17 protein-coding genes and 2 tRNA genes are annotated in these 19,135 nt (G+C 63.5%); 13 read left to right on the top strand and 6 right to left on the bottom strand.

What is annotated here, in order from left to right:
- Positions 1–20 precede the first annotated feature (20 nt).
- Positions 21–653, top strand: coding sequence for a hypothetical protein (locus LZC94_09910; protein WXB17577.1), 633 nt, complete (start codon positions 21–23; stop codon positions 651–653).
- A 196-nt stretch (positions 654–849) separates the two neighbouring features.
- On the opposite strand, the gene LZC94_09915 is transcribed toward LZC94_09910, so the two are convergent.
- Positions 850–1,971: a hypothetical protein gene (locus tag LZC94_09915; GenBank protein ID WXB17578.1), complete on the bottom strand. Its 1,122-nt coding sequence runs from the start codon at positions 1,969–1,971 to the stop codon at positions 850–852.
- 103 nt (positions 1,972–2,074) lie between these two features.
- Between LZC94_09915 and LZC94_09920 the strand changes: the two genes are divergently transcribed.
- Both LZC94_09920 and LZC94_09925 read left to right on the top strand, forming a co-directional pair.
- Positions 2,075–2,148 (top strand) — tRNA-Met (locus LZC94_09920).
- A 105-nt stretch (positions 2,149–2,253) separates the two neighbouring features.
- Positions 2,254–2,327: transfer RNA gene (locus tag LZC94_09925), tRNA-Met, on the top strand.
- A gap of 188 nt (positions 2,328–2,515) precedes the next feature.
- Here LZC94_09925 and LZC94_09930 read toward each other — a convergent pair.
- A complete protein-coding gene (locus tag LZC94_09930) occupies positions 2,516–2,983 on the bottom strand; it encodes a hypothetical protein (protein ID WXB17579.1) in 468 nt (155 codons plus the stop codon).
- 178 nt (positions 2,984–3,161) lie between these two features.
- Here LZC94_09930 and LZC94_09935 point away from each other — a divergent pair, with 178 nt between their 5' ends.
- On the top strand, positions 3,162–3,389 hold the full coding sequence (locus LZC94_09935; GenBank protein WXB17580.1) for a hypothetical protein: 228 nt from the start codon (positions 3,162–3,164) through the stop codon (positions 3,387–3,389).
- Positions 3,390–3,577: 188 nt separating this feature from the next.
- On the opposite strand, the gene LZC94_09940 is transcribed toward LZC94_09935, so the two are convergent.
- Together LZC94_09940 and LZC94_09945 are read right to left on the bottom strand one after the other, a co-directional pair.
- Positions 3,578–4,003, bottom strand: a complete 426-nt coding sequence (locus tag LZC94_09940; protein WXB17581.1) for an avidin/streptavidin family protein — start codon at positions 4,001–4,003, stop codon at positions 3,578–3,580.
- 1,238 nt (positions 4,004–5,241) lie between these two features.
- Entirely contained in the window at positions 5,242–6,054 is an 813-nt protein-coding gene (locus LZC94_09945) for an RNA ligase family protein (protein ID WXB17582.1), read from the bottom strand.
- A gap of 615 nt (positions 6,055–6,669) precedes the next feature.
- Here LZC94_09945 and LZC94_09950 point away from each other — a divergent pair.
- The 4 genes from LZC94_09950 (at position 6,670) to LZC94_09965 (ending at position 10,306) form a co-directional block, all read left to right on the top strand.
- Entirely contained in the window at positions 6,670–7,233 is a 564-nt protein-coding gene (locus LZC94_09950; protein WXB17583.1) for a hypothetical protein, read from the top strand.
- Between the two features lie 108 nt (positions 7,234–7,341).
- Complete coding sequence (locus LZC94_09955) at positions 7,342–8,763, top strand: hypothetical protein (GenBank protein ID WXB17584.1); 1,422 nt, start codon at positions 7,342–7,344, stop codon at positions 8,761–8,763.
- Between the two features lie 17 nt (positions 8,764–8,780).
- The gene (locus LZC94_09960) at positions 8,781–9,266 is read left to right on the top strand and encodes a hypothetical protein (protein WXB17585.1); all 486 of its coding nucleotides are present in this window, start codon (positions 8,781–8,783) and stop codon (positions 9,264–9,266) included.
- Between the two features lie 53 nt (positions 9,267–9,319).
- The gene (locus tag LZC94_09965) at positions 9,320–10,306 is read left to right on the top strand and encodes a hypothetical protein (GenBank protein WXB17586.1); all 987 of its coding nucleotides are present in this window, start codon (positions 9,320–9,322) and stop codon (positions 10,304–10,306) included.
- Positions 10,307–10,411: 105 nt separating this feature from the next.
- Here LZC94_09965 and LZC94_09970 read toward each other — a convergent pair whose 3' ends face one another.
- Both LZC94_09970 and LZC94_09975 read right to left on the bottom strand, forming a co-directional pair.
- Positions 10,412–11,380 (bottom strand): serine protease, encoded by a 969-nt coding sequence (locus tag LZC94_09970; protein ID WXB17587.1) that lies wholly within the window; start codon positions 11,378–11,380, stop codon positions 10,412–10,414.
- A 315-nt stretch (positions 11,381–11,695) separates the two neighbouring features.
- Entirely contained in the window at positions 11,696–12,601 is a 906-nt protein-coding gene (locus tag LZC94_09975; protein WXB20370.1) for an FHA domain-containing protein, read from the bottom strand.
- 560 nt (positions 12,602–13,161) lie between these two features.
- Between LZC94_09975 and LZC94_09980 the strand changes: the two genes are divergently transcribed.
- The 5 genes from LZC94_09980 to LZC94_10000 all read left to right on the top strand — a co-directional run bounded on the left by LZC94_09980 (position 13,162) and on the right by LZC94_10000 (position 18,640).
- Positions 13,162–14,604 (top strand): DUF692 domain-containing protein, encoded by a 1,443-nt coding sequence (locus tag LZC94_09980; GenBank protein WXB17588.1) that lies wholly within the window; start codon positions 13,162–13,164, stop codon positions 14,602–14,604.
- Positions 14,547–15,266 carry a nucleotidyltransferase domain-containing protein gene (locus LZC94_09985; protein ID WXB17589.1) on the top strand — a complete coding sequence of 240 codons (720 nt, stop codon included), beginning with the start codon at positions 14,547–14,549 and terminating at the stop codon, positions 15,264–15,266. Before LZC94_09980 ends, LZC94_09985 begins: the two co-directional genes overlap by 58 nt.
- Positions 15,263–16,279: a hypothetical protein gene (locus tag LZC94_09990; protein WXB17590.1), complete on the top strand. Its 1,017-nt coding sequence runs from the start codon at positions 15,263–15,265 to the stop codon at positions 16,277–16,279. Before LZC94_09985 ends, LZC94_09990 begins: the two co-directional genes overlap by 4 nt.
- Complete coding sequence (locus tag LZC94_09995) at positions 16,276–17,634, top strand: hypothetical protein (GenBank protein WXB17591.1); 1,359 nt, start codon at positions 16,276–16,278, stop codon at positions 17,632–17,634. The genes LZC94_09990 and LZC94_09995 overlap by 4 nt, the downstream gene beginning before the upstream one ends.
- Positions 17,635–17,749: 115 nt before the next feature.
- Positions 17,750–18,640: an N-acyl homoserine lactonase family protein gene (locus LZC94_10000; GenBank protein ID WXB17592.1), complete on the top strand. Its 891-nt coding sequence runs from the start codon at positions 17,750–17,752 to the stop codon at positions 18,638–18,640.
- Positions 18,641–19,135 lie beyond the last annotated feature (495 nt).

Consider the following 19,135-nt stretch of genomic DNA (forward strand, 5'->3'; position numbering starts at 1 on the left):
GGCTCCTTCCGTTCGCGGCTGTGGCAGCCCTTTCACTGTTGGCGCCCGCGGATGCACATGCAGAGAGCGATGACACGCAGCTCGATCGCCTCAATTCGGCGGGTCACACCTTGAAGTGGAACTGGAACCCGCCGGGCCGCCAGGAGCGCTACGGCCACGCTGAAACCTTGGTGCAAGCCCCGCTCGCGTCCGTCCGCGCGCAAGTGCTCGACTTTTCGCACTACAAGGATCTATCGGGCGGCAAATTCAAGACGTCGCGCATGATCGCCAAAGAGGGCGACAACACCGACGTGTACTTTCAGGTCCCGGTGATGAAGGGGATGCTCACCCTCTGGTACGTGTCGCGTTTCGGTCCCACCCAAGTGTCGTCGCCCGGCAACGAAATGGTCGAAGGCCGCTTCGTGCGCGGCAACATCAAGGACATGCACCTTCAGATGAAGATGCGCCGCGTCGACGACCGCTTCACCATCATGAGCTGCGATCTCTACGTGCTCCCGACCTTCCCGGCCCCCCAATCTGCCGTCGACGAAGAGCTCCGCGACGCGTGTAAAGACGCCGTCGAAGCCGTCCGCGACAAGGCGCAAGGCTTCAAAGGCGACGTCCCCTTCGTGACCCCCGCCGCACCGCTCCCCGCCGCCCGCGCCGGCCAGTAACGCGTCGCGACGTCTTACGCATCGCGCGAAACGCGACGCGCCTGCCGCGAACACGAGACGTCGCTCCCACCCCGCAAACGGGGCGCGCCCTTCAAGGGTTGCGCCCCGTTGGCATTTCAGGTCCCACGCAAACGCGCCCGCCAATCGGCGGGCAAGTCAGGTCCCACGCAAACGCGCCCGCCAATCGGCGGGCAAGTCAGGTCCCACGCAAACGCGCCCGCCAATCGGCGGGCAAGTCGAGGAACCCGTCGTTGTACAGGTAGTCGTACACGGCATCGCAGACGAGCTCGCAGACGTCGCTGAAGATCCGCGGATCGGCGACGAAGCGAATCGTCTCCGTCCGGAACTTCCCTTGGCTGGCGCGAACCTTTGCGAGCATCTCGTCCTCGGCAAACGGCACCAGTCGCTGCAGAAACCGCCGCTCGAAGGCCTGCCGAAACGCCGGAAACATATCGACCGCAATCTTGTACCCAGGACGGATCCGGCTATCCCCGGCCGCCGGCGCATCGCGCAACCGCGCTTCTTTGACGACCTCCCAGGCGAGCTCCCCGGTGAGCGGCGGCAGCTCCTGAGTAAAAAACTTCGTGAGCCCCTCGGAGAGCAGGGACACGAGCGCATTCAGCTCGGGGGTCGTCCGGCCCAGGAACTCGTGCCGGAGCCCTTTCACCCACTCGTCGAGCATGTCCTTGGCGCGTTCCAGGAGCTCTGGCTGGGCGTATTCGAACGACTCCAGCTGCTTGACCACAGTGTCATGATTTCGCGTCAGTGCGTAGTAGAGGGCCTGCTCTGGCTGGCGGATGGTTTTGGCCTCGGTGGCCGATCCCGCCCCCCGCATTTTTTCGTGGAGCTCGCTCTCGAAATAGAGCCGCGCAAACCGCTTCGAGAGCTCCCGCAGCTTCCGCTCGATGACGCTGGCCAGCTTGTCCCTCCGAAAGACCCGCGAGAGCATCGTCTTGAGGCTCTGAATCAACTCGATTTCGAGGAGGGCCTTGTCGCGATCGGTGAGCGGCCCCGGAGGCGCCACGGGCCCCGGGAGCGCCACCCGGCTCATTCTCTGAAGCTCCGAGAACTCCGCCACCACCTGCTCGGTGATCCGATCGAGCTCCGGGCTCGTCGCCAACTCCGCCTTGTAGTGCACGACGCGCGCAGCAATCTGCTCGTCCCGCAGCGCCAGCGCCGCATCGGCGAGCAAAAGTTTTTGCCTCGTCGACATGGTCCCATCCGCCGTCGGAATCGGCGCATGAACCGGCACAAAAGGCGTGACCTCCGCGACTTTTCGCGCGCGGGGAGGGAGCGGCGGGGGTACGGGCTTGCTCATGAAGGCAGACTGATCATCGCCCAAAATCGTCGCGTATGCACGCACGAGGGTTGACACCATCCACACCGCGAGTAAGGTGCCGCCCTGTCGATGACGACATTGGCGCGCGGTGGAGCAGCCTGGTAGCTCGTCGGGCTCATAACCCGAAGGTCGTAGGTTCAAATCCTACCCGCGCAACCGAGAAACTGTCGATCGCCCTCCCCGGCCCGCCTCGGAGGGCGGTTTTCATTTCTCGCGTTCGCACCCACGAACGCTCCGTCGTTGTCACGGACGAAACATTGGCGCGCGGTGGAGCAGCCTGGTAGCTCGTCGGGCTCATAACCCGAAGGTCGTAGGTTCAAATCCTACCCGCGCAACTGCTGCCTGTATACCGCCCTCCCGAGTGAAAGCTTCGGAGGGCGGTTGCATTAGAAGCACCATCGGGAGCACGCGGAGCGCGCGACGTAGAAGCCGCCCGGTTGCGGAATGAGGTCGATGCGGCCGTCTCGGAAGAGAAGGCGCAGTTTCTCTCGGCCTCGCGTGGTGTCCGCGGTGAGACGGCGTTTCAGGTCAAGACCAGGGCTAACATCTCTTCGCCGCTCGGCAGCTTGACTGGGGCGCCGGTACGAGTGAGGGCCGCGAGGGCACGGCGTCCGGATTCGGCTTCGCCTTCGAGCCTCGAAAGCTTCTCGGCGATCGTCTTGGCGCGGTCGCCCTTGGCGTGTCCTTCCGCGATGAAGTCGACGAGCTGGTTGATCTGCCCCTCGAGTTTTTCGAGGTGAGCGCGCCGTTCCGCTCGTTTCGTGTCTCGCTCGCGTTCAACTTCCCCGAGCCGCTCTGCGATGCGCTTGCGCGTGTGGGCGATGCCGTCAGGCGATGCGAGCCGGTGTCGGAGCTCGTCCAGCAGGCTGGCCCGAATGACGTTTTCTCGGACCGATACCCGTTGTCGCAGGTGCCGCGCTTCATGTGCGACTCGCACCGGCAGTACTGCGCGTTCCCGCTCCCTCCGGCGATGACCATCTTGCCGCCGCATGCGGCGCAGTGCAGGAGACCAGAGGACAGGTAAGGAGTCCGCTGCGCGCGGACCGTCTGACCCTTTGGCTTGCCGTCCTTCCTTGCGTAGTGCTTCGCTCCGGCGCGTAGCCATTCCTGAGCAGCATCCCATGTGTCCGCGTCGATGATCGGGAGGCCCGGAGCTCCAGGCGCTCGTCTTGCTCAAACGAAGGTACAAGAAGAAAAACGAGACCATCCCGGAGGGTATCCCGAGCATCGCACAAGCCACCCTCTGGATCGCCGAGCTGGGAGGATACACCGGCAGATCCTCTGGCGGCCCTCCCGGCTCGATCCCGATCGCGCGCGGCCTCGAACGCGTTCTCATCGCCGCCGAAGTCGTTGAAGCACTCGGAGCCTCAGGAGCAAAGAGAAGAATGCTGAGGTAACGTAGGGGAACAGGTGGGCAGGCGCGGGCTACAGCCTCGCCTCTTCCTGGTGTCATCCAAAGAGGCGCGGAAGCACGGGCAAGGTCCCTGCGTTTTTCGCGCCTCTTTGCGTTTGAGAGCTCGCCTCCAACCGCGCCCGAGCTCCGACCAAACGTTACCCCGGGAGGTCGCGGGCGAACGTGGCTGCTTTACCTTGTGGCTTTTCGCGGGTGAGCAAATGCTCGCCGCCGGCGCGCGCGTTCGATCTGTTGCTGCGTTGGTTGATTACGCGTGAAAGTATCCTGCCCGACATTGGTCGCTTCCCAGTCGCTCCCGGGCGATGCCTCAGTGGTCAGAAGCCAGAACGTGACGATCTCCTCCTCCCCTCCAATGCTCTGGTATTGACCACTCCAGGTCGTGACACTGTGTGATGTTCCATAAGTGTTGGTCCAGACAACTGTCCAGCCGACAGCCTGCCCGCCGGCGCTTGGTTTCTCGTTGATCTGTCCCGTCAGCGCGTACTCCCCCTCGGCGTCCCCGACAGCGGTCCAGTACGTTCCAGAAATATTGGCTCCGGCTTGACTTATATTCATCTGTGAACCGAGCTCGTTGTACCAGGTGCCTCCGATGCTCATTGCAGATCGCCTCCTTAGCGCGCACTCGACCAAGTTCACCGGACGGAAACGGTGAAATTCGTCGCGGCACGCGAGAAATTCAAAAACCAAAGCCTGCCTGCTATGAGCCCGTCGAGCAGACTCACCAAATAAAGTCTTGCGCTTCACGTTGTATAGGCGCAACTTCAGCCGATTTTACGAGAGGTCGGGCCACAATCGTCTTTGTGACCCAGCTCGCGCATTCGTACACCCCACCCGCCGCAAGGTAACGACTATATCGAAGTGTCCGGTTTTGGGCAATACAATTCGAATAGGCGTCGCGGCGACATCGCCCAAACCAACATGGGCCGAGCCGCAAAACAACTTTCGATAGATTCTTCATTACTCCACCTCAATATCGACCGCGCCAAGCAACGTGCCAGCGGATATCGCAGCCATTGACGTTGCAGTAACATCGCCTCGACGATTGACCATCCCGTAGGCGCGCCGTCATCGGGAGAAGGCCGCAATGCTCGCACACTCCGAAAGTAGAGTGCGCCGCCCCATCTGTAGCCTGCGGCTTGACGCGGCGTGCTCCGAGCTCGGGGAATCGGCAGCCCGAAAGCCCAAAGTTTCGCCCCGTCGAAGCATGGTTCCCTGGGCGAAATCGCCCGGCCGTGCGTTACGCGAGCGAGGAAGAGCGCAACGCGCATTTCTGCAGCGATATCAAGCGCCTGACTAAGATGCTGCCCTTGTTGCGCTCCAGGCCATGGGGGCCCGAGCTTCTAGGTGAATACACTCCGTATACTATATAAAATTATGAGTAACGTTAGGTAACAGGGTAGTAGGCCTATATTTCGGCCGGTTCGACGCTCCCCTTCTCCCCGTGCAACCTTTGGGGAAGGGTTACGAAAACGGTTTTCGCGAAAGCTCGGCGGTTGCTCTTTCGGGGGTGAGGCGGAGTGCTTAATCCGATGAGCGTGATGCGGCTCGGTGCTCCACGGATACGAGTCACGACGCTCGCACGAGGATGGTTTTACGACGTTGATAGAGGCGGACGCCATCAGTCTAGGGCGAAGTCAAAATCGATTTAAAGGGCATCCTGGAAACAGTGCGGGGGATATTTAGGTCGAGGAGCGTCGAATTTCTATTTCGGATAAATTTGGCCAATCCGTGCGGGTCGGTGGTCTTGTCGGGGACGGCGTCGCCCATGCTTGATCGAGCGTGGCCGTCGAAGTCGACGGCCCCATGTCACATCGCTCTCGCGCGCTTCGCCGGAGTTAGCCGCCATGGCCAAAGTCTTTGCGCTTGATCTTGGCGCGCCGCCCGTCGGGGTGGTGGAAAACGATCCCCTCGGCGAGGTGGCCAGGGGCAAAGCGGCTGTCGAGCTTCTCGAGAAATGCCTTCAATCCGTCGAAGCTGCGGGGCACGTCTTCGTAAGCCGGGATTTCCAAGTTGAATGGCACGCATAGGTTTTTCGCAAGGCCGAGAAGGTTGCCCTGAATGCTCGGCCCGAGTGCCTCCACCGAGTGTTCGCCGTCGGGCCAACCGTGGACGTCGGTGCCGCGGACGGCCTCGAAGATCCACTTGTCCTCCTTGCCGTGTTCGTCGGCGTCGACGTACCACCCGTCGATGACGCCTTGTTGCTTCTGTAGCTTGCTTGGATTGCGACGCTTCTCGACGCGCACGACGTGACCGGCACGAATCGTGAGCCTCACGTTCGTGCCGTCGAGCTTCTCCGTGGCGCGCCCTTCTCCGGCGAATACCCACTCGCATCCTTTGCGCGGTTGGTCGACGACCTTGAACCCGTCGCCTCGATCGAAGATCGTCGGTATTTTCTCCATGACCTGAAACCCTTTCCGAATCTGTTTGAGCAACTCGTCCGACGTGATGACCCCGAACGACAAACCATTGGCGAGCGCCCTCACGAGCTGCGCGACGGAGGTGTCGGCTTCGAGCGCCACGCGCTTGAGTGCCTTGCGTTCCTCCGCCGAGATCCAAACGACGAGGCGCGACCAGTCCGCCGGAGGCACCCATGTGGCCAGGTGCTCGGGATCTTTGCGCGGCCGGCCCCGCTTCCGATTGTCATCCATCGCCTTTCTTTTGTGGGGTTTATTTTCTGTTGTGTCAAGTTGCACAAGTGGCAAAATAGAAATGGCGAGCTCAGCCGTGATGTGGCGCACCCGCTCGGCCCTCGACGTGCCGAGTCGAGGGACGCCCCGGAGCGCGCGCGATGTTCGGACGACGATGCAGCCCCGCTTCTTGCCAGCTCATTCACGGACTGCTCGCGATGTGAGGTGTCGCGGGCAGAACGTTCTTCGGAGCTGGGTCCGGGGACGCCCATCGACTCGACATCAAAGTCATATGTAAAAGCAAATTGCCGCTGAGCTCACGAACCCATTCTCGTGAATCCAGTCGATCTTTCGTATGTACGACCCTATGTAGACATCTGGCAATCGATCGACCCGATCGCACCAATGCGATCCCGGCGATCGCACCCGCGAGGCGCCGCTTGCAGGTCCCGGCCACATCCAACGAGCTATCTACTTGTAAAAGATCGCCGCGCCGGAGAGTATCTCAGGACCGGCGCCCGGTGGGCTCTTCATTCGAAATGGCCTCGGCATGAGCCCTGCTTAACGAAATAGAAGCCGTGAGAGGGCGAGAGACACCGCCTCGACACCCGCCTATCCCATTTGCGAGGAAGCAATATGCCGACATCCTTGGCCAGCTTGAGGCACGAAGAGCGCGGCGCCATCGCCGTGGAGTTCCTCATCGCGTTCATGCCGCTGCTGTACGCTTTTCTCTGCTTCACGCAGATGGCCTTCGGGTTCACGGCTGGGGTGGTGATGCGCCATGCGACGACCGTGGTCGCGCGCTATGCGAGCGTGGTGGAAGGATGTGTTCCGCACGCGGCCGAAGCCGCAGAGGGAGAAGGCAATGAGAACTACATGGCCGCGGCGAAGGCTGCGCTCGGGCCCTGGAACGGCAGGATTACAGTCGAGAAGATCCATGTGAGCTATCCTGGCGGCAGCGGCACGGGCTGCACGAAGCCGTTCGGCGACGTGTCGACCACGGTCGCGTTCCGATACCAATGCGGTGTTCCGATTGGGAAGAACCTCTTTTGCCGTTCGGGGGTGCTGTCGAAGGAAATTCGCGCTATTTCACCCAATCACGGCGCTTGCTACAAGATGAACGCGCTGGGCGATGCCACCAACGGCGTCTATGGTTCGAAGGCGGGGTCCAACTGCGGTGGAGAAGGCAGCGGCTATTGAGCGATGCACCCAAAGTGCGCTCGGCGAGCAAGGACGATTGGGCGAACGACGAGGGGAGGATACGTGAATTCCGTCAAAAGGCTGAAGAACGATGAACGAGGTGCCATCATGGTGATAGGGCTCTTGGTGGCCCTCTCGCTGAGCGGGGCGCTCTGGTTCTTGATTGGGATTGGACAGGCCATCGTCTTTCGCGACCGCGGCCAGGAGGTCGCCGACTCCGTCGCGCTTTCGTCGGCCACGGTCCATGCGCGCGGGATGAATGCCATCGCGGCGATCAACGTCATTTCGCTCGCGCTCGTTGCCTTTTATCTCATCCTCTCGCTGATCGGCGATATTCTCCTTCTTTTGGCGATCGTAGCGGCCGTCATCCCGGGCGGGCAAGGGGCCGCGCTGGCGCTCGCGAGAGCGGCGCAGCTGCCTTACAAGCTCGCGGTCAAATACGAAAAGGCAAGCCTCAAAGCGGCCTTGCCCGCGCTCGGCGTCGCGTCGACGAGCGTCGCTCTCTCCGCCCCATGGCTCGGCAGCGCGGCAGGGGCGGAGGCGGCGCGTCACTACAGCGACCAAAAGGATTCCTTCATGGGGGTTGCGTTGGGCCCATCCAACATTCCCATCTACAAGGAGAGAGAATCGGATAAGTTGCCTTCGGGGGCGAAGTCGCCTGGTGGGGTCAAAGGGGTTCTCGACAAGGGAGAGCACAAGATCCTCGGGTTACCGGTGAGCCCGGAGAAGAACCAGGCGCTGTGCGTGCGGGCGATCGGCTACCCCATCAGCTCGTTGACCAATTGGATCCGGAGCGCGATCCCCATTCCGATGGTCGGCAATTGGATCGCGCGAGCCGTGGAGACCGTGGCCATCGCGCCTGCGTGGATTCATTGCGGCGGTAAGATCAAAGGTTTGGTGCCCCAGAAGCTGCAGCCAAAGGTCGAATCCGTCGCCGGGAAGCTGGAGGGGGCGGTCAAAAAGTTGAAAAAGCTCGGGGTGGCGCTCGACATTCCGTTGGGCGACGCCGACCTCTGGGCGGAAGAAGGGCCCAAGAAAATGGCTTTTGCCAACGGCGACACCCACTTCGTGGTGCTCGGCTGGGCGATGGGCGGCGACTTTCAGGATACGTCGAGTCGGAGGGTGCAGCTCGCCTCCCAGCAATACGGCGGCCGCGTGGAGGATTCCGTGCACGCATACAACGCGCAGGCGGAGTTCTTCTACGATTGCGGCGAGATCTGGAGCAAACCGAGCTGCAATGGCCCGAGCAATATCGGCATCACCGACACGGGATATCAGCACGCGCTCTACTCGATTCGCTGGAAGGCGCGCTTGAAGCGATCGATGAACCTCGCCGAGGTGTTTGCGCGCGTGGGGCTGGAGAAGGGGCTCGAGTACTTCACCGGCAAGGGATTCCGAGAGGCTTACGCCAAGACCGCCAATGCGCCCCTCCTGGACGCGGCCGTGCGTTACTTCGGAGACATGGGCAAGGCGATCGTCAAGGAGCGCTCGCAGACGGCCGGGCGATTCCCCACCGGTAACTATCATTGAAACCCAGGAGAACGACGATGCGTACGAATCGTGCGAGAGAGCGGGGCGCCGCGTTGGCGGAGGCGTCCGTGGTGATGCCCGTCATAGTCATATTCTATGGATTGATCATATTCGCCTACAACAATATTACGGTCAAGCAAGAGTCGATGCTCGTGACCCGGCACAAGGCATTTCAAAATTCGCTGCGTTCGTGCCCCAGCGGCGGGGAGCGGGGCAGCGGTGGATTCGACAGCCTGGTCGGCGGCGCCAGCCGCGTGGGCGGTGAGCAGGGTCGAACGGCGGTCGCACAGGGTAATCTGGCCTCCGTCATTGCCGGAGGTTTTACCTCCACGACCATGATCGAACGCCGGGTGGCGACCAACGCACCTCTCACGAGCATGGTTCGACGCAACATGCAAACGACCACGAGCTACGTCTATTGCAGTCCGGAATCGGGGTTCAAGGGCGGTATGATGGACATCGTCAAAACCTTGCTGGGCATGGCCCGCGGGCTCGTGCTTTGAATCGCGGACGCCGCGGGGTTCTTCGAACTTAGTCCGAAACCGAGGAAACGACCATGTGGATTCAGCTTTTGATCAAGCGAGCTCGCGGCGACTCCATGGCCGCCGCCGTGAAGAATGGGCCACGGGTGTATCGCGTCGTCGCGTATTTTGGAGCTCTCCTCCTGATTGGAGCGATCTTTACGGCCCGCTCGGCGCGAGCCCAAGTGCTGGAGGGCTCCCTTCAGGTCGGGCGGGATCTGCTCCCCATCGCCGACTTGCTCGGCGAGCGCGCGCAAATCAATATCGATGGTGAGACCGCGTGGGTCGGCAGCAGCATCTCGCGCGATCCAATCGGCGAGATCCTGGGCCGCTTCGCGGCGAACTGCCGCGAGAACGGGGTAAGCGAGGGCACATGGCAACGGCTCTCCAAGGGATCCGATCTCGCGAAGGTCGATTTGAATCGCTTCGATCCCGGGATTATCCGGCACGAGGAGGACAACGAAGGAATGGTCGTCTGTTTTCCCAAGGCGGAGGAGACGCCCGATGGATGGCTCGATCGATTGGCCGCGTTCGAGCGGACGCAGGATCTCGGCTCCTTGGGACGGGTGCGCTACGCCTTCGTCCGGAGCGATGGTTCCCAGTCGCACGTTCTAACGGTCTGGACCGCGACGCATTTCCACCTCGACAAGCTGGTGGCAACCGACGAATACGAGCCGGGCACGGACAACCCCGCGCTACCGCGCCCCATTCGCGCGCGCCGCACCCTCTCCGCGTCCATCGACGGAACGCCGTATGGCGTGCGCGGATACCTCTCGATGGGAACCCCGCGCGAAATCGTCGAGGCGTACGACACCGAAATGAAAGCGCGCGGCTTTCTCACCGTGCCCCACGGCCTCGAGCCCGAACGCGACGTGCGCGGCTACATCAAGGACGGCCTGATGGTCGTTCTTGGCACCGCCCCGACGGACGACGGCAAGAGCATCGTGTCCCTGGTCGAAATGGCCGCCGATCCAAAGGTCAACCCGGCTGAAGCCGCTCCTTCTCCTCGCATCGTCGATTAGCGTTTTCCCAAGGGCGTAGCTCCATCCGAGCGCTTCTGGACGCTTCGATTCGAGGGCTTCGTCGCCATGGAAGGGTCGGGGTGGGCGCCCGACCGCCTTTGCGGCTTACGATGTCGTTCCGTCGTGGTGTTCGGACACGCCTCGTTCCGGTGGGAAGTCGGCGGCTTCCTCGAAAAGCTCCGAGACGTCCGCGCGCGGTTTTTGGAGCTTGCAGCCAGCCTTGTTCAGATCGAGCTGATTGTTGCCATCGAGGCAGGTGTAGATTTGATAAGTCTCCTCGCCGTAGGAGGCCCCGTGATCCACGGTGATGCGTCCCTGTTGATCGACCTCACAAGGGTTGTTCATGGTACACCGTTCGCCATCTTCGTTGCCGGTGCTGTTGATGCCGATGATCTCGCGTGTTTGCGCGTGGATGATGGGCGACCCGGAGGTGCCCCCGATGGTCTCGCAGCCCGGCCGGCTGTATTTGATTGAATCGTGGCTCCTCCACTGATCTTCACGCAGCTCGTAGATGAACTTGTCGATCGCGCACGAGTAGATCTTCTTCCAATAGCCGGATACTACGCGAATGGGGGTGCTCACGGTGGGATGCACATTGGAAAGGGTGAGTGCGGTGACGCCGTAGCTCGACTGAATTTGAGCGTATGTCGAGGTTAGACGGTAAATTCCAATATCCGTGCCCGACATCGTGGCATAGACGAGTCGCGAAGCTCGGAGCGTGGCGAGCGTTGTCTGACCGTTGGACGAGAGAAGAGAAAACGTGCGACTGGACGCTTGGTTCACGACGGCCGTCCCTTGAGGAGGAAAGTTGCCGATGCAGTGACCATTCGTGAGCACCAATGCGGAATCGGTCGGGCGTGACGTGGTAAATCGGACGAGCGATCCCGAGCAGTTCGACAATCGAATGATGGCGGTGAAGTCGACCTCCGCGGCTTCGAGCTCGAACGTGCTCGGCGCGGAGCGTTGTGCTTCCTGTCCATTTCCGAGTGGAAATGCCAGGGCGGGGGAGGCGACGGCGGCCGTCGCGAGGAGTGCCAATGGAGCAAGTTGAAATATCTTAGGAGTGTTGACCATGGTGGCATCCTCTATGCCCACCATCGCGGCGAAAGGGGGAATATTTTGCGGATGACGTATTCATAAATATGCCACCCATGCGCGGCTTTGCCCACGTTTGCGAACATTTGAAATCAACACCCGGTCGCTCGACCGCTCGTGTGCGGGATTGTACCCGGAAGAGCCGGACGCCCAAAAAGGGCCAAGGTGGTTCCGTTTTGGCGTTCCGGCTAACTTTTGAGGAGTGACCGAGGCGCCTGAGCACACGCGAGCATTCGCCTGGGTGACGAGCGTCGCTTGACGAGCGTCGCTCGAATGCCGTTGGTTGAAAGCGCCTCACGTAGCGGTGTCCTCGTGCGTCAAGGCGTCTTGCAGGTCGTGCAGGTGCATACCGAAACTCACCATGTACTTTGAGGGCAATATTCGTAACGCCATTGCCCAATCCATACCCTCCGTCGCCGGCGCGTCCGCTTCCTGCCGGCGTGCGCTGAGCCGTGTCTGCTCTGCGGCCCGAAGTTCGGGGTACCTCCCGGCCATCCTCGCACCCAGCATCCCCATCAACTTCTCGTTGATGGGGAGGTTGGGCCCTCGGTATCCGTCTTTCTTGACGGAGGCGCTCACTTCTTCTCGAAGCGACTCGCTTCGTTCGTGCGCCGCACAGGTCAGATCGTCGGCATCGATGAGGCCGGGCGCGTTCTTTCGGAGTGCGTCGAGCCGCGTGCTGAGACCCTCCAGCGCGGCTACCCACTCTTTTCGGGTCTTGACCCCCGCGGACAGGAGCTCGAGCGCTTGCCCGATGTTCTCGTATTCCGCGTGCGCCCGCGTGTGCTCTGCCGCCTTCTCGATGTAACCAAGAGCCACCCGGCGATGCGCATTACCATGTACTTCGGCCCACGCACGCCAATCCGCCAAGAGCTCCTTGATGTCGAGTGTGGGCGTCAGGGTAATTTGCAGCGAAACGCCTCCAACATCGATGATGTCACCATCGGCAAGAGTTGTCAGCTTTAGAGGCTGAAGCACGATCCGGCGACGCTCGCGAAGGAGGTGGGTGCCGTTCGTGGAATCGCAGTCCATCACGACGTACCGGTTTGCCACGCGACCGATCTGTGCGTGGTGGATCGACACACACGGGTCGTTCAGAATGAGGTCGTTCCGCTCGTCTCTTCCGATCAAGATGCGGTCATCGATGGATTCGAAGGTCGTTCCGCCCAGTGATCCATGTCGCACCACAAGTCGAATCATGTGCACACCTGTTGGATTCTGAGGACTCGGATCCCCGCCATTCAAAGCCGCTCACGTTCTCATGTGAGCCGTGCCCAACACGACGGATGATAGACCGTGCAGGAGAGGATGCCGTCTTTTCGAATGCAGGAGGCACGTACCTCGCGCGAGGAGGCAATGAAGCGTTTGGTCCGACGTGAAGCGGACGATGTGCCATCACCAACAGGGAATGCGGGGTAAGACGTCGCGCGGATCGCCTCTGTAGGCGTCCGGCAGCGGATGATCGGACCACATGAACGCGCTATGTCCGGGGGCCTGAACGACCAGGACATGGCCGAAAGGCCGGACGGTCTCGACGGCCTTCGCCGCGATCGCGACAAGCGCCACGTATACGTACCACGAGCCAAAGCTCGCCGCCGGTAACGGGTGTGCCAACGCAAGCCCAATGCCATGGACCTCCGGCGCGCACCACGCCGCGACTTCAAGGTGCGGTCCATCGAAGTCATTTCCCCCTCCATGCACCGCCCGCGGCACCAAGACGAGCTTGACACCGCACGGATCGATGACGAATTACATGATACGTGATCGTCCGCGAGTTTCCTCGTCGTGGCGGGGTTGGCATAGGGTGGCGGCCCGAAATTGCGGTCGATTTGTTGCGTGAGCGCACGCGGATCGATTTCGTCGAGGTCGTGGCGGAGACGTGCTTCACGCAACGCCATTTGCGCCGTGAGGCGAGTGCGTTGGCGGAAATATGGCCGGTCATTCCGCATGGTGTGAAGCTCTCCCTGGGCAGTGCGGAGGGCGTGGACATGGAGCGGGCGCGCCGGCTCGGTGCCCTCGCGCGCGAGCTCGGTGCCCCTTTCGTGACGGAGCACGTGGCCTTTACCCGCGCCGGTGGACGCGAGATCGGGCACTTGACCGAGCTGCCGCGAACACGCGATGCCGTGCGCCTGGTGGCGCGCAACGTGGCGCGTGCACGCGCGGTCTTGCCCGACGTTCCGCTGCTGCTCGAGAATGTCGCGTGGTCGTTTCGATGGCCCGAAGACGAGATGGACGAACCATCGTTCTACGGTGAAATCGTGCGCGCCACGGGGTGCGATTTGCTCCTCGATGTGAGCAACCTCTATGCGAATGCGCGCAACGAAGGGGTCGACCCCGCGCGGCGTCTGGAGCAATATCCGCTCGAAAACGTGCGTATGGTGCACATCGCGGGCGGAGTCGAGGAGGCCGGCTTTTACTTCGACACGCACGCCCATTCGGTGAACGAGGATGTGTTCGCGCTCGTGGCCGCGCTCTTTGCGCGCAAGCCGGATGTCCCCGTCCTCCTCGAACGGGACGCGGACTTCGGGGCCTTCGATGGGCTTCGCGCGGAGCTCGAACGGGTGCGCGACATGCAGCGGACGGACACCGCGATCCCGCGCGCATCGAGCCTGCATGACGTGCGCTCGCTGGGGGATGCGGGCGATGCGCGCGAGCCGTCGGCAAAGGAGCTCGAGAGCCTGCAGGCGCAGGTGGCGGCGCTCTTGATTGACGTTGCGCCTCCGGCGGGCGCGCTCGCCGAACGAATTGGGCTTTCGGCGCTGGCGCGGGCACGTGCAATCCTGCAGCGCAAGCGCGTGGACGATGCGCTGCCGCTCCTCGCGAGCCTCGCGCGGAGCGCCGAAATCGTGCGACCGCTGGCGACAGGCGCGATGGAGCGCCATGCACGATTGCCGCGCGGAGCCGGCCCGGCCGACGCATGGCGCATCGTGCAGGCGGCGCTCGAGGATCCGCGCCTCCGCGACGATGCGCGGATCGATCGCCTCGTTTTGCGCGCGCGCTTCAGCGGGCCGGATGAACATGGCGCGCTCGAACCGCGATGGGGGCCGTTCTTCGGCTTCGAACGGCTCTCCGATGGACGGCGCGTCTCCGCGCGCAAAGGCTTCGGCGCGCTTGCTGCAGTGCGCCTTCACGAGAGGAAACGCACATGGCCCAGCAACTCGCGCAGCTCCCCGAATCGGCTCGGCGAAGGCTCGACGAGCTGAAGGCATCGCTCATCGGTGTCCTCGGCGACGAGCTGGAGGCGCTCCTCGTCTACGGCAGCGCAGCCCGAGGCGGATACCGCCAGGGCCAGAGCGACGTCGATGTGCTGGCGGTGCTCCGTTCGGATCCGCGGGCGTTGCTCGAAGCCATCGGGCCCGCGCTCCAGCTCGCCCGGTTCTCCGCGCGCATCGAGGTCATGCTGGTCACCTCCGCCGAGGTCCCGCACGCCGCCGATGTGTTTCCGTTGCTCTACGCGGACATCGCGCGCGCCAGCGTGTGCATCCACGGCAAGAGCCCCTTCGAAGGGCTCACCATCGACCCGCATCATCTGCGGGTGCGCATCGAACAGGAGCTGCGCGAGGCGCGCATTCGCCTCCGCCGCGTCGCCACCGACTTGGCCCGCGGGCCCATCTTCGCCGGCGCCGTGGAGCGCAAGATCAAGCAGGTGCGCGCGCCCCTGCACGCGTGGCTCGAGCTCCGCTTCGGACCATCGGACGATCATCTCCCCGCGGTGCTCGACGCTGCAGGCAAGGCGTACGGTGTCGACGTCGCACCGCTGCATCGCTCGTGCGAGGACGCGGAGGCCGCGTTCGAGAGCCTCGTGCGCTTGCTCGATGCCGTGCTGCGCGAGGTCAACGCTCACCACACGACGGAGGAAATATGACGGAGCTCTTCGACTTTTTCCCGTTCAATCTCCCCCCTTCGGAGGGCTGGATCGTCTTCTATGCGATCATGGCAGGCGCCATTCTGCTGGGGACGCGGGTGCTCGCCGATGCGCTCAGCAAGCGCTACGATCGAGCGAACGAGCCGGCCGCCCCCGCACCCTCGGTCCGCGCGGATTATCGCTATGCCGCCGTGCCTCGCCCGGGGCGGGGGCTCAGCATCGGCTGGATCCCGCAAGGCGAGGAGCTCTGGACCGTCGCGTACCTGCGCAATCGAAGCCATGGCGTCGCGGAGACGCTCCTCAGCGAGGCGCTGGCGAGCGGGTGGATCGTGAACGATTCCCCGCCGGCGGCGAATTATACGACGGCGCTCGCCGGGCGGCCTTCGGATCCTCTGGTGGCGCGCTTCGCGGCCAATCTTCGGAGCGTCCGGAGCTTCACCTTGGCGCAGGCGGCGGGTATCGCGAAAGGCGTCGCCATCGAGGAGGAAGATCGCTTCGAACGGGAGCTCGAGGCCGCGGGATTCGTGCGCCCTGCGCGGGCGAAGATGGTGTTGGCGTGTGTGGTGCTCGCGGGCGGCGCCCTCGCGGAGAGCATCGCCATCATCCGAATGATGGTGCGTCAGGAGGCGACCCACGGGGAGGCCAACATGCCATTTGTCCTGCTCATGGGGATGATGGCCGTCGCCTTCGTCACATGGCGCATGCTCTCCAACGTGGGCGTGAGCTCGCGACCGAAGCAGTACCTCGCATGGTTGGACGATGCGACCCAGTCGTTGCGGGCGGACGTGCAGCGCGGTCGCCGCCTCGCCGCGCCCGATGTGAGCCTCGCGGTGGCCCTGGCGGGCGTGGGCCTGGTCGCGGCGCTCCCTGGATTCGAAGCGATGGCGCCCATTTTTGCGCCGCCGCTGCCAGTGGCCGGAGCCGGGGGATCGAGCTGCAGCTCGTCGAGCTGTGGAGGAGGCGGCGGGTGCGGCGGCGGCGGTGGATGCGGCGGCGGTGGAGGCTGCAGTTGACGCAGCCGCCGCACGATCTCGGCGCGGAGCCGCGGGTCGCCTTCGACGTGATCGATGTCCTGGGGCTATGCACCTTGGAGAAGCGCTCGCCCACGTTGGACGGCTCCGTTCCGCTGCGGGTCGCGCAAGCGTGCATGCCGCTCCTCGAGGGAAACGCGTTCGGCTTTCAAATCGCCCTCCGCAAGCGCATCGAGCTGCGAAGACGCTTGGGGGCGTTCCACCTGTCGAGCTTCGAGGACGAGCCGGCCTACGCACGCGAGCATCGCGCCACGCTTCCCATGGCGGTCGCGCGTGGGCTGCTGGTGCGCGGCGGCGTCTGGCACGAGAGGCTCGAACGCGGCATCGTCGACGCAGGTCATTTCGCGCGGCGCTCCACGGGCAGCGCCGTCGCGTTCTGGACCGGGTTGCTCGTGCGGCCGAGGGCGGGGGTACGCCTGCGGCAATCGTCCACCGCAAACCGCCGAGCCGTCACGTTCACGGTGGACGAAGTCATCCTCGACGACACGGATGCGTATTGTCCCTTGGTGCTGGGCATCGCACCGGCGGACGACACCGACACGGTGGTCCTGCATGGCGAGATCGCGACCCTCGCGGCGCTGCCCGCGCGCGCGCGTCTGGAGTGTGTGCCGCTCGACGAGGCCCCGGAGGTCGCCCGCGCGCATCTGGCATTCTACGATGCGCACTATTTCGCGACGAAACGAGAGCATCCGTCGCGCAAGTACAAGCACCTCGCGACCCGCGCGCCATCGCCTGCCGAGAGCGCGGCGGACCTTCATGTGCGCGCGGCTTGCGCCGGGCCCGCCACCGTCTTCGAGGCATGCCCGCGGCAGATCGCCGGCGCGAAGGGGCCGCGTCCCGAGCCCTACGCGCCGGACCGCTTCGTCTTCCGCAACGCCGTGGCCTTCTCCGCGCGGTTCGACGGCCAACATGTGGCCATCGACTTCGACCGAGCGCGTCTTGCTGCGCACGCCGAGCGCATTCGCGCGGCGTGGACCGGCGTGCTCGGCGCAGGCGACGAAGGCGTACACCAAGGCGCTCTCTGGTACCTCACGAAGTACTTCACGCCGCATCCCGCCGGCGAGCCGCACTTCTTCGTCAAGCCATGGGCCTTGATGCACACACGAGCCGGATGCTCCATGCTGCTCGAGGGCATCCCTGGCCGCGGGTACGACGTCCTCCGCGGCGTGGTACGAACGGATGTTTTTCATGCGACCCCGGCCGTGTTTGCGCTGCGCCAACCGGGGCTTCACATCGACGTCGCCGAGGGAGCCCCGCTCCTCTCCCTCTTGCCGATCCCGCGCGCGTTGGAGCAGGCCACCTTCCACTTGGAGGGCTTTCGCGATGCCTTCGCATGAGATCCTCGGCGCGCTCCGAGCGCGCTCTCGTGGTTGATACCGCGGGGTGTTCTCGTCCTTCTTGCAAAGCCATGGGCTCGACGGGCTCGCGGCGCGGCTCTAAAGCTCTCCGCGCATGAACAAGCTCGCCCTTCTCACCGTCACGCTCCTGTCGCTCGCGACGGCGTGCCAAGGCTCGTCGCCAGCGACTTCCGCCGCGGCCGCTCCTTCGCCCCGCGCCGCGGCTCCCGGCGCCGTGCCGTCCCTCCGCCTCTACGCGCTCGACTGCGGTCGTGTCGAGGTCCCGGATATGGGCATCTTGTTCTCCGAATCGGGTAAACCCAGTGGCCGCGCGGGGACGGTCACCGTCCCTTGTTTCGTGGTGCGCCACCCGCGCGGCGTTCTTTTGTGGGACACCGGCTTGGGCGACGCGATCGCGCAAGCGCCGGTGAAGGGCCCGCTCGGAATAGGTGAGTACGTCGACGTGACGCTCCAAGGCCAGCTCCAAACCCTCGGTCTCCGTCCCGAAGACGTGACCTACGTGGGATTCTCCCATCTTCACGCGGACCACGCCGGCAACGCCAACCTCTTCACGACGTCGTCCACCTGGCTCCTGGGGCGGAAGGAGCTCGAATGGGCGCTCGGCGCTCCGACCCCTCTGGGCGTGGATCCAAAGGTATTTTCCGGCTACAAGACCGCGAAAGTGCGCTCGTTGGAGGGCGATTTCGACGTATTCGGCGACGGCATGGTGCGCATCCTAGCGACACCGGGGCACACGCCAGGGCACCAGTCGCTGGCGCTTCGCCTCGCCCGCGCCGGCACCGTCGTCCTCTCCGGGGACCTCTGTCACACCCGCGCGAACTGGGAGCATCACTGGGTGCCAAAGCTCAATTCGGACCGCGCACAAACGCTCTCGTCCATCGACCGGATCCAGTCGCTGGTGGATCAGAGCCATGGGCGCTTCGTGGTGCAGCACGCGCGCGAGGATTTTACCTCGTTACCCAAGTTTCCGGCATTTCTCGAATAGCCATTCGCGCGGATACCGTTCCACCGGGGGCGCGGAGGTGAAACTCTCCTAAAAGTGTATTTCGGATGATACGGGACCCTCGCGAGCCGCGAAAGGGGTGCGGCCGCGCCATCGGATAGGGACCCCGTGGGTAACTCGCATTTGCTCGAGTTGCCATACGGCTTTCAATGTGGGGGTCAACGATCTCGCCTCCCCAGGGAAGGTCTTCAACATCGGTTCGGCCGGCGGGGACCGGCGCTGCCAGCCAATATGCACGCCGAGCGTTTTCTCGCCAAGGAGCTGCGCGTTCATACGTTCAAGCACACGATGACGGGGGTCACCACCAAGGTGAACGACGCGGGGCGAGCGCTCGTCACCGGGAAATGGTTGGATAGTGGGCCATTCAAAGTGCCCGGTTTGCGTAACATTGCGTCGCATCCGCCTATTTTCATGATGGCAAGGAGGCCGCCCTCGAGGATATCGTCGAATTTACGATCGCGCCCTGGCGACGCCGTT

This window comes from Sorangiineae bacterium MSr11954, from assembly GCA_037157815.1.
In the GTDB taxonomy this organism is placed as follows: Bacteria; Myxococcota_A; Polyangia; order Polyangiales; family Polyangiaceae; genus Pendulispora; species Pendulispora albinea.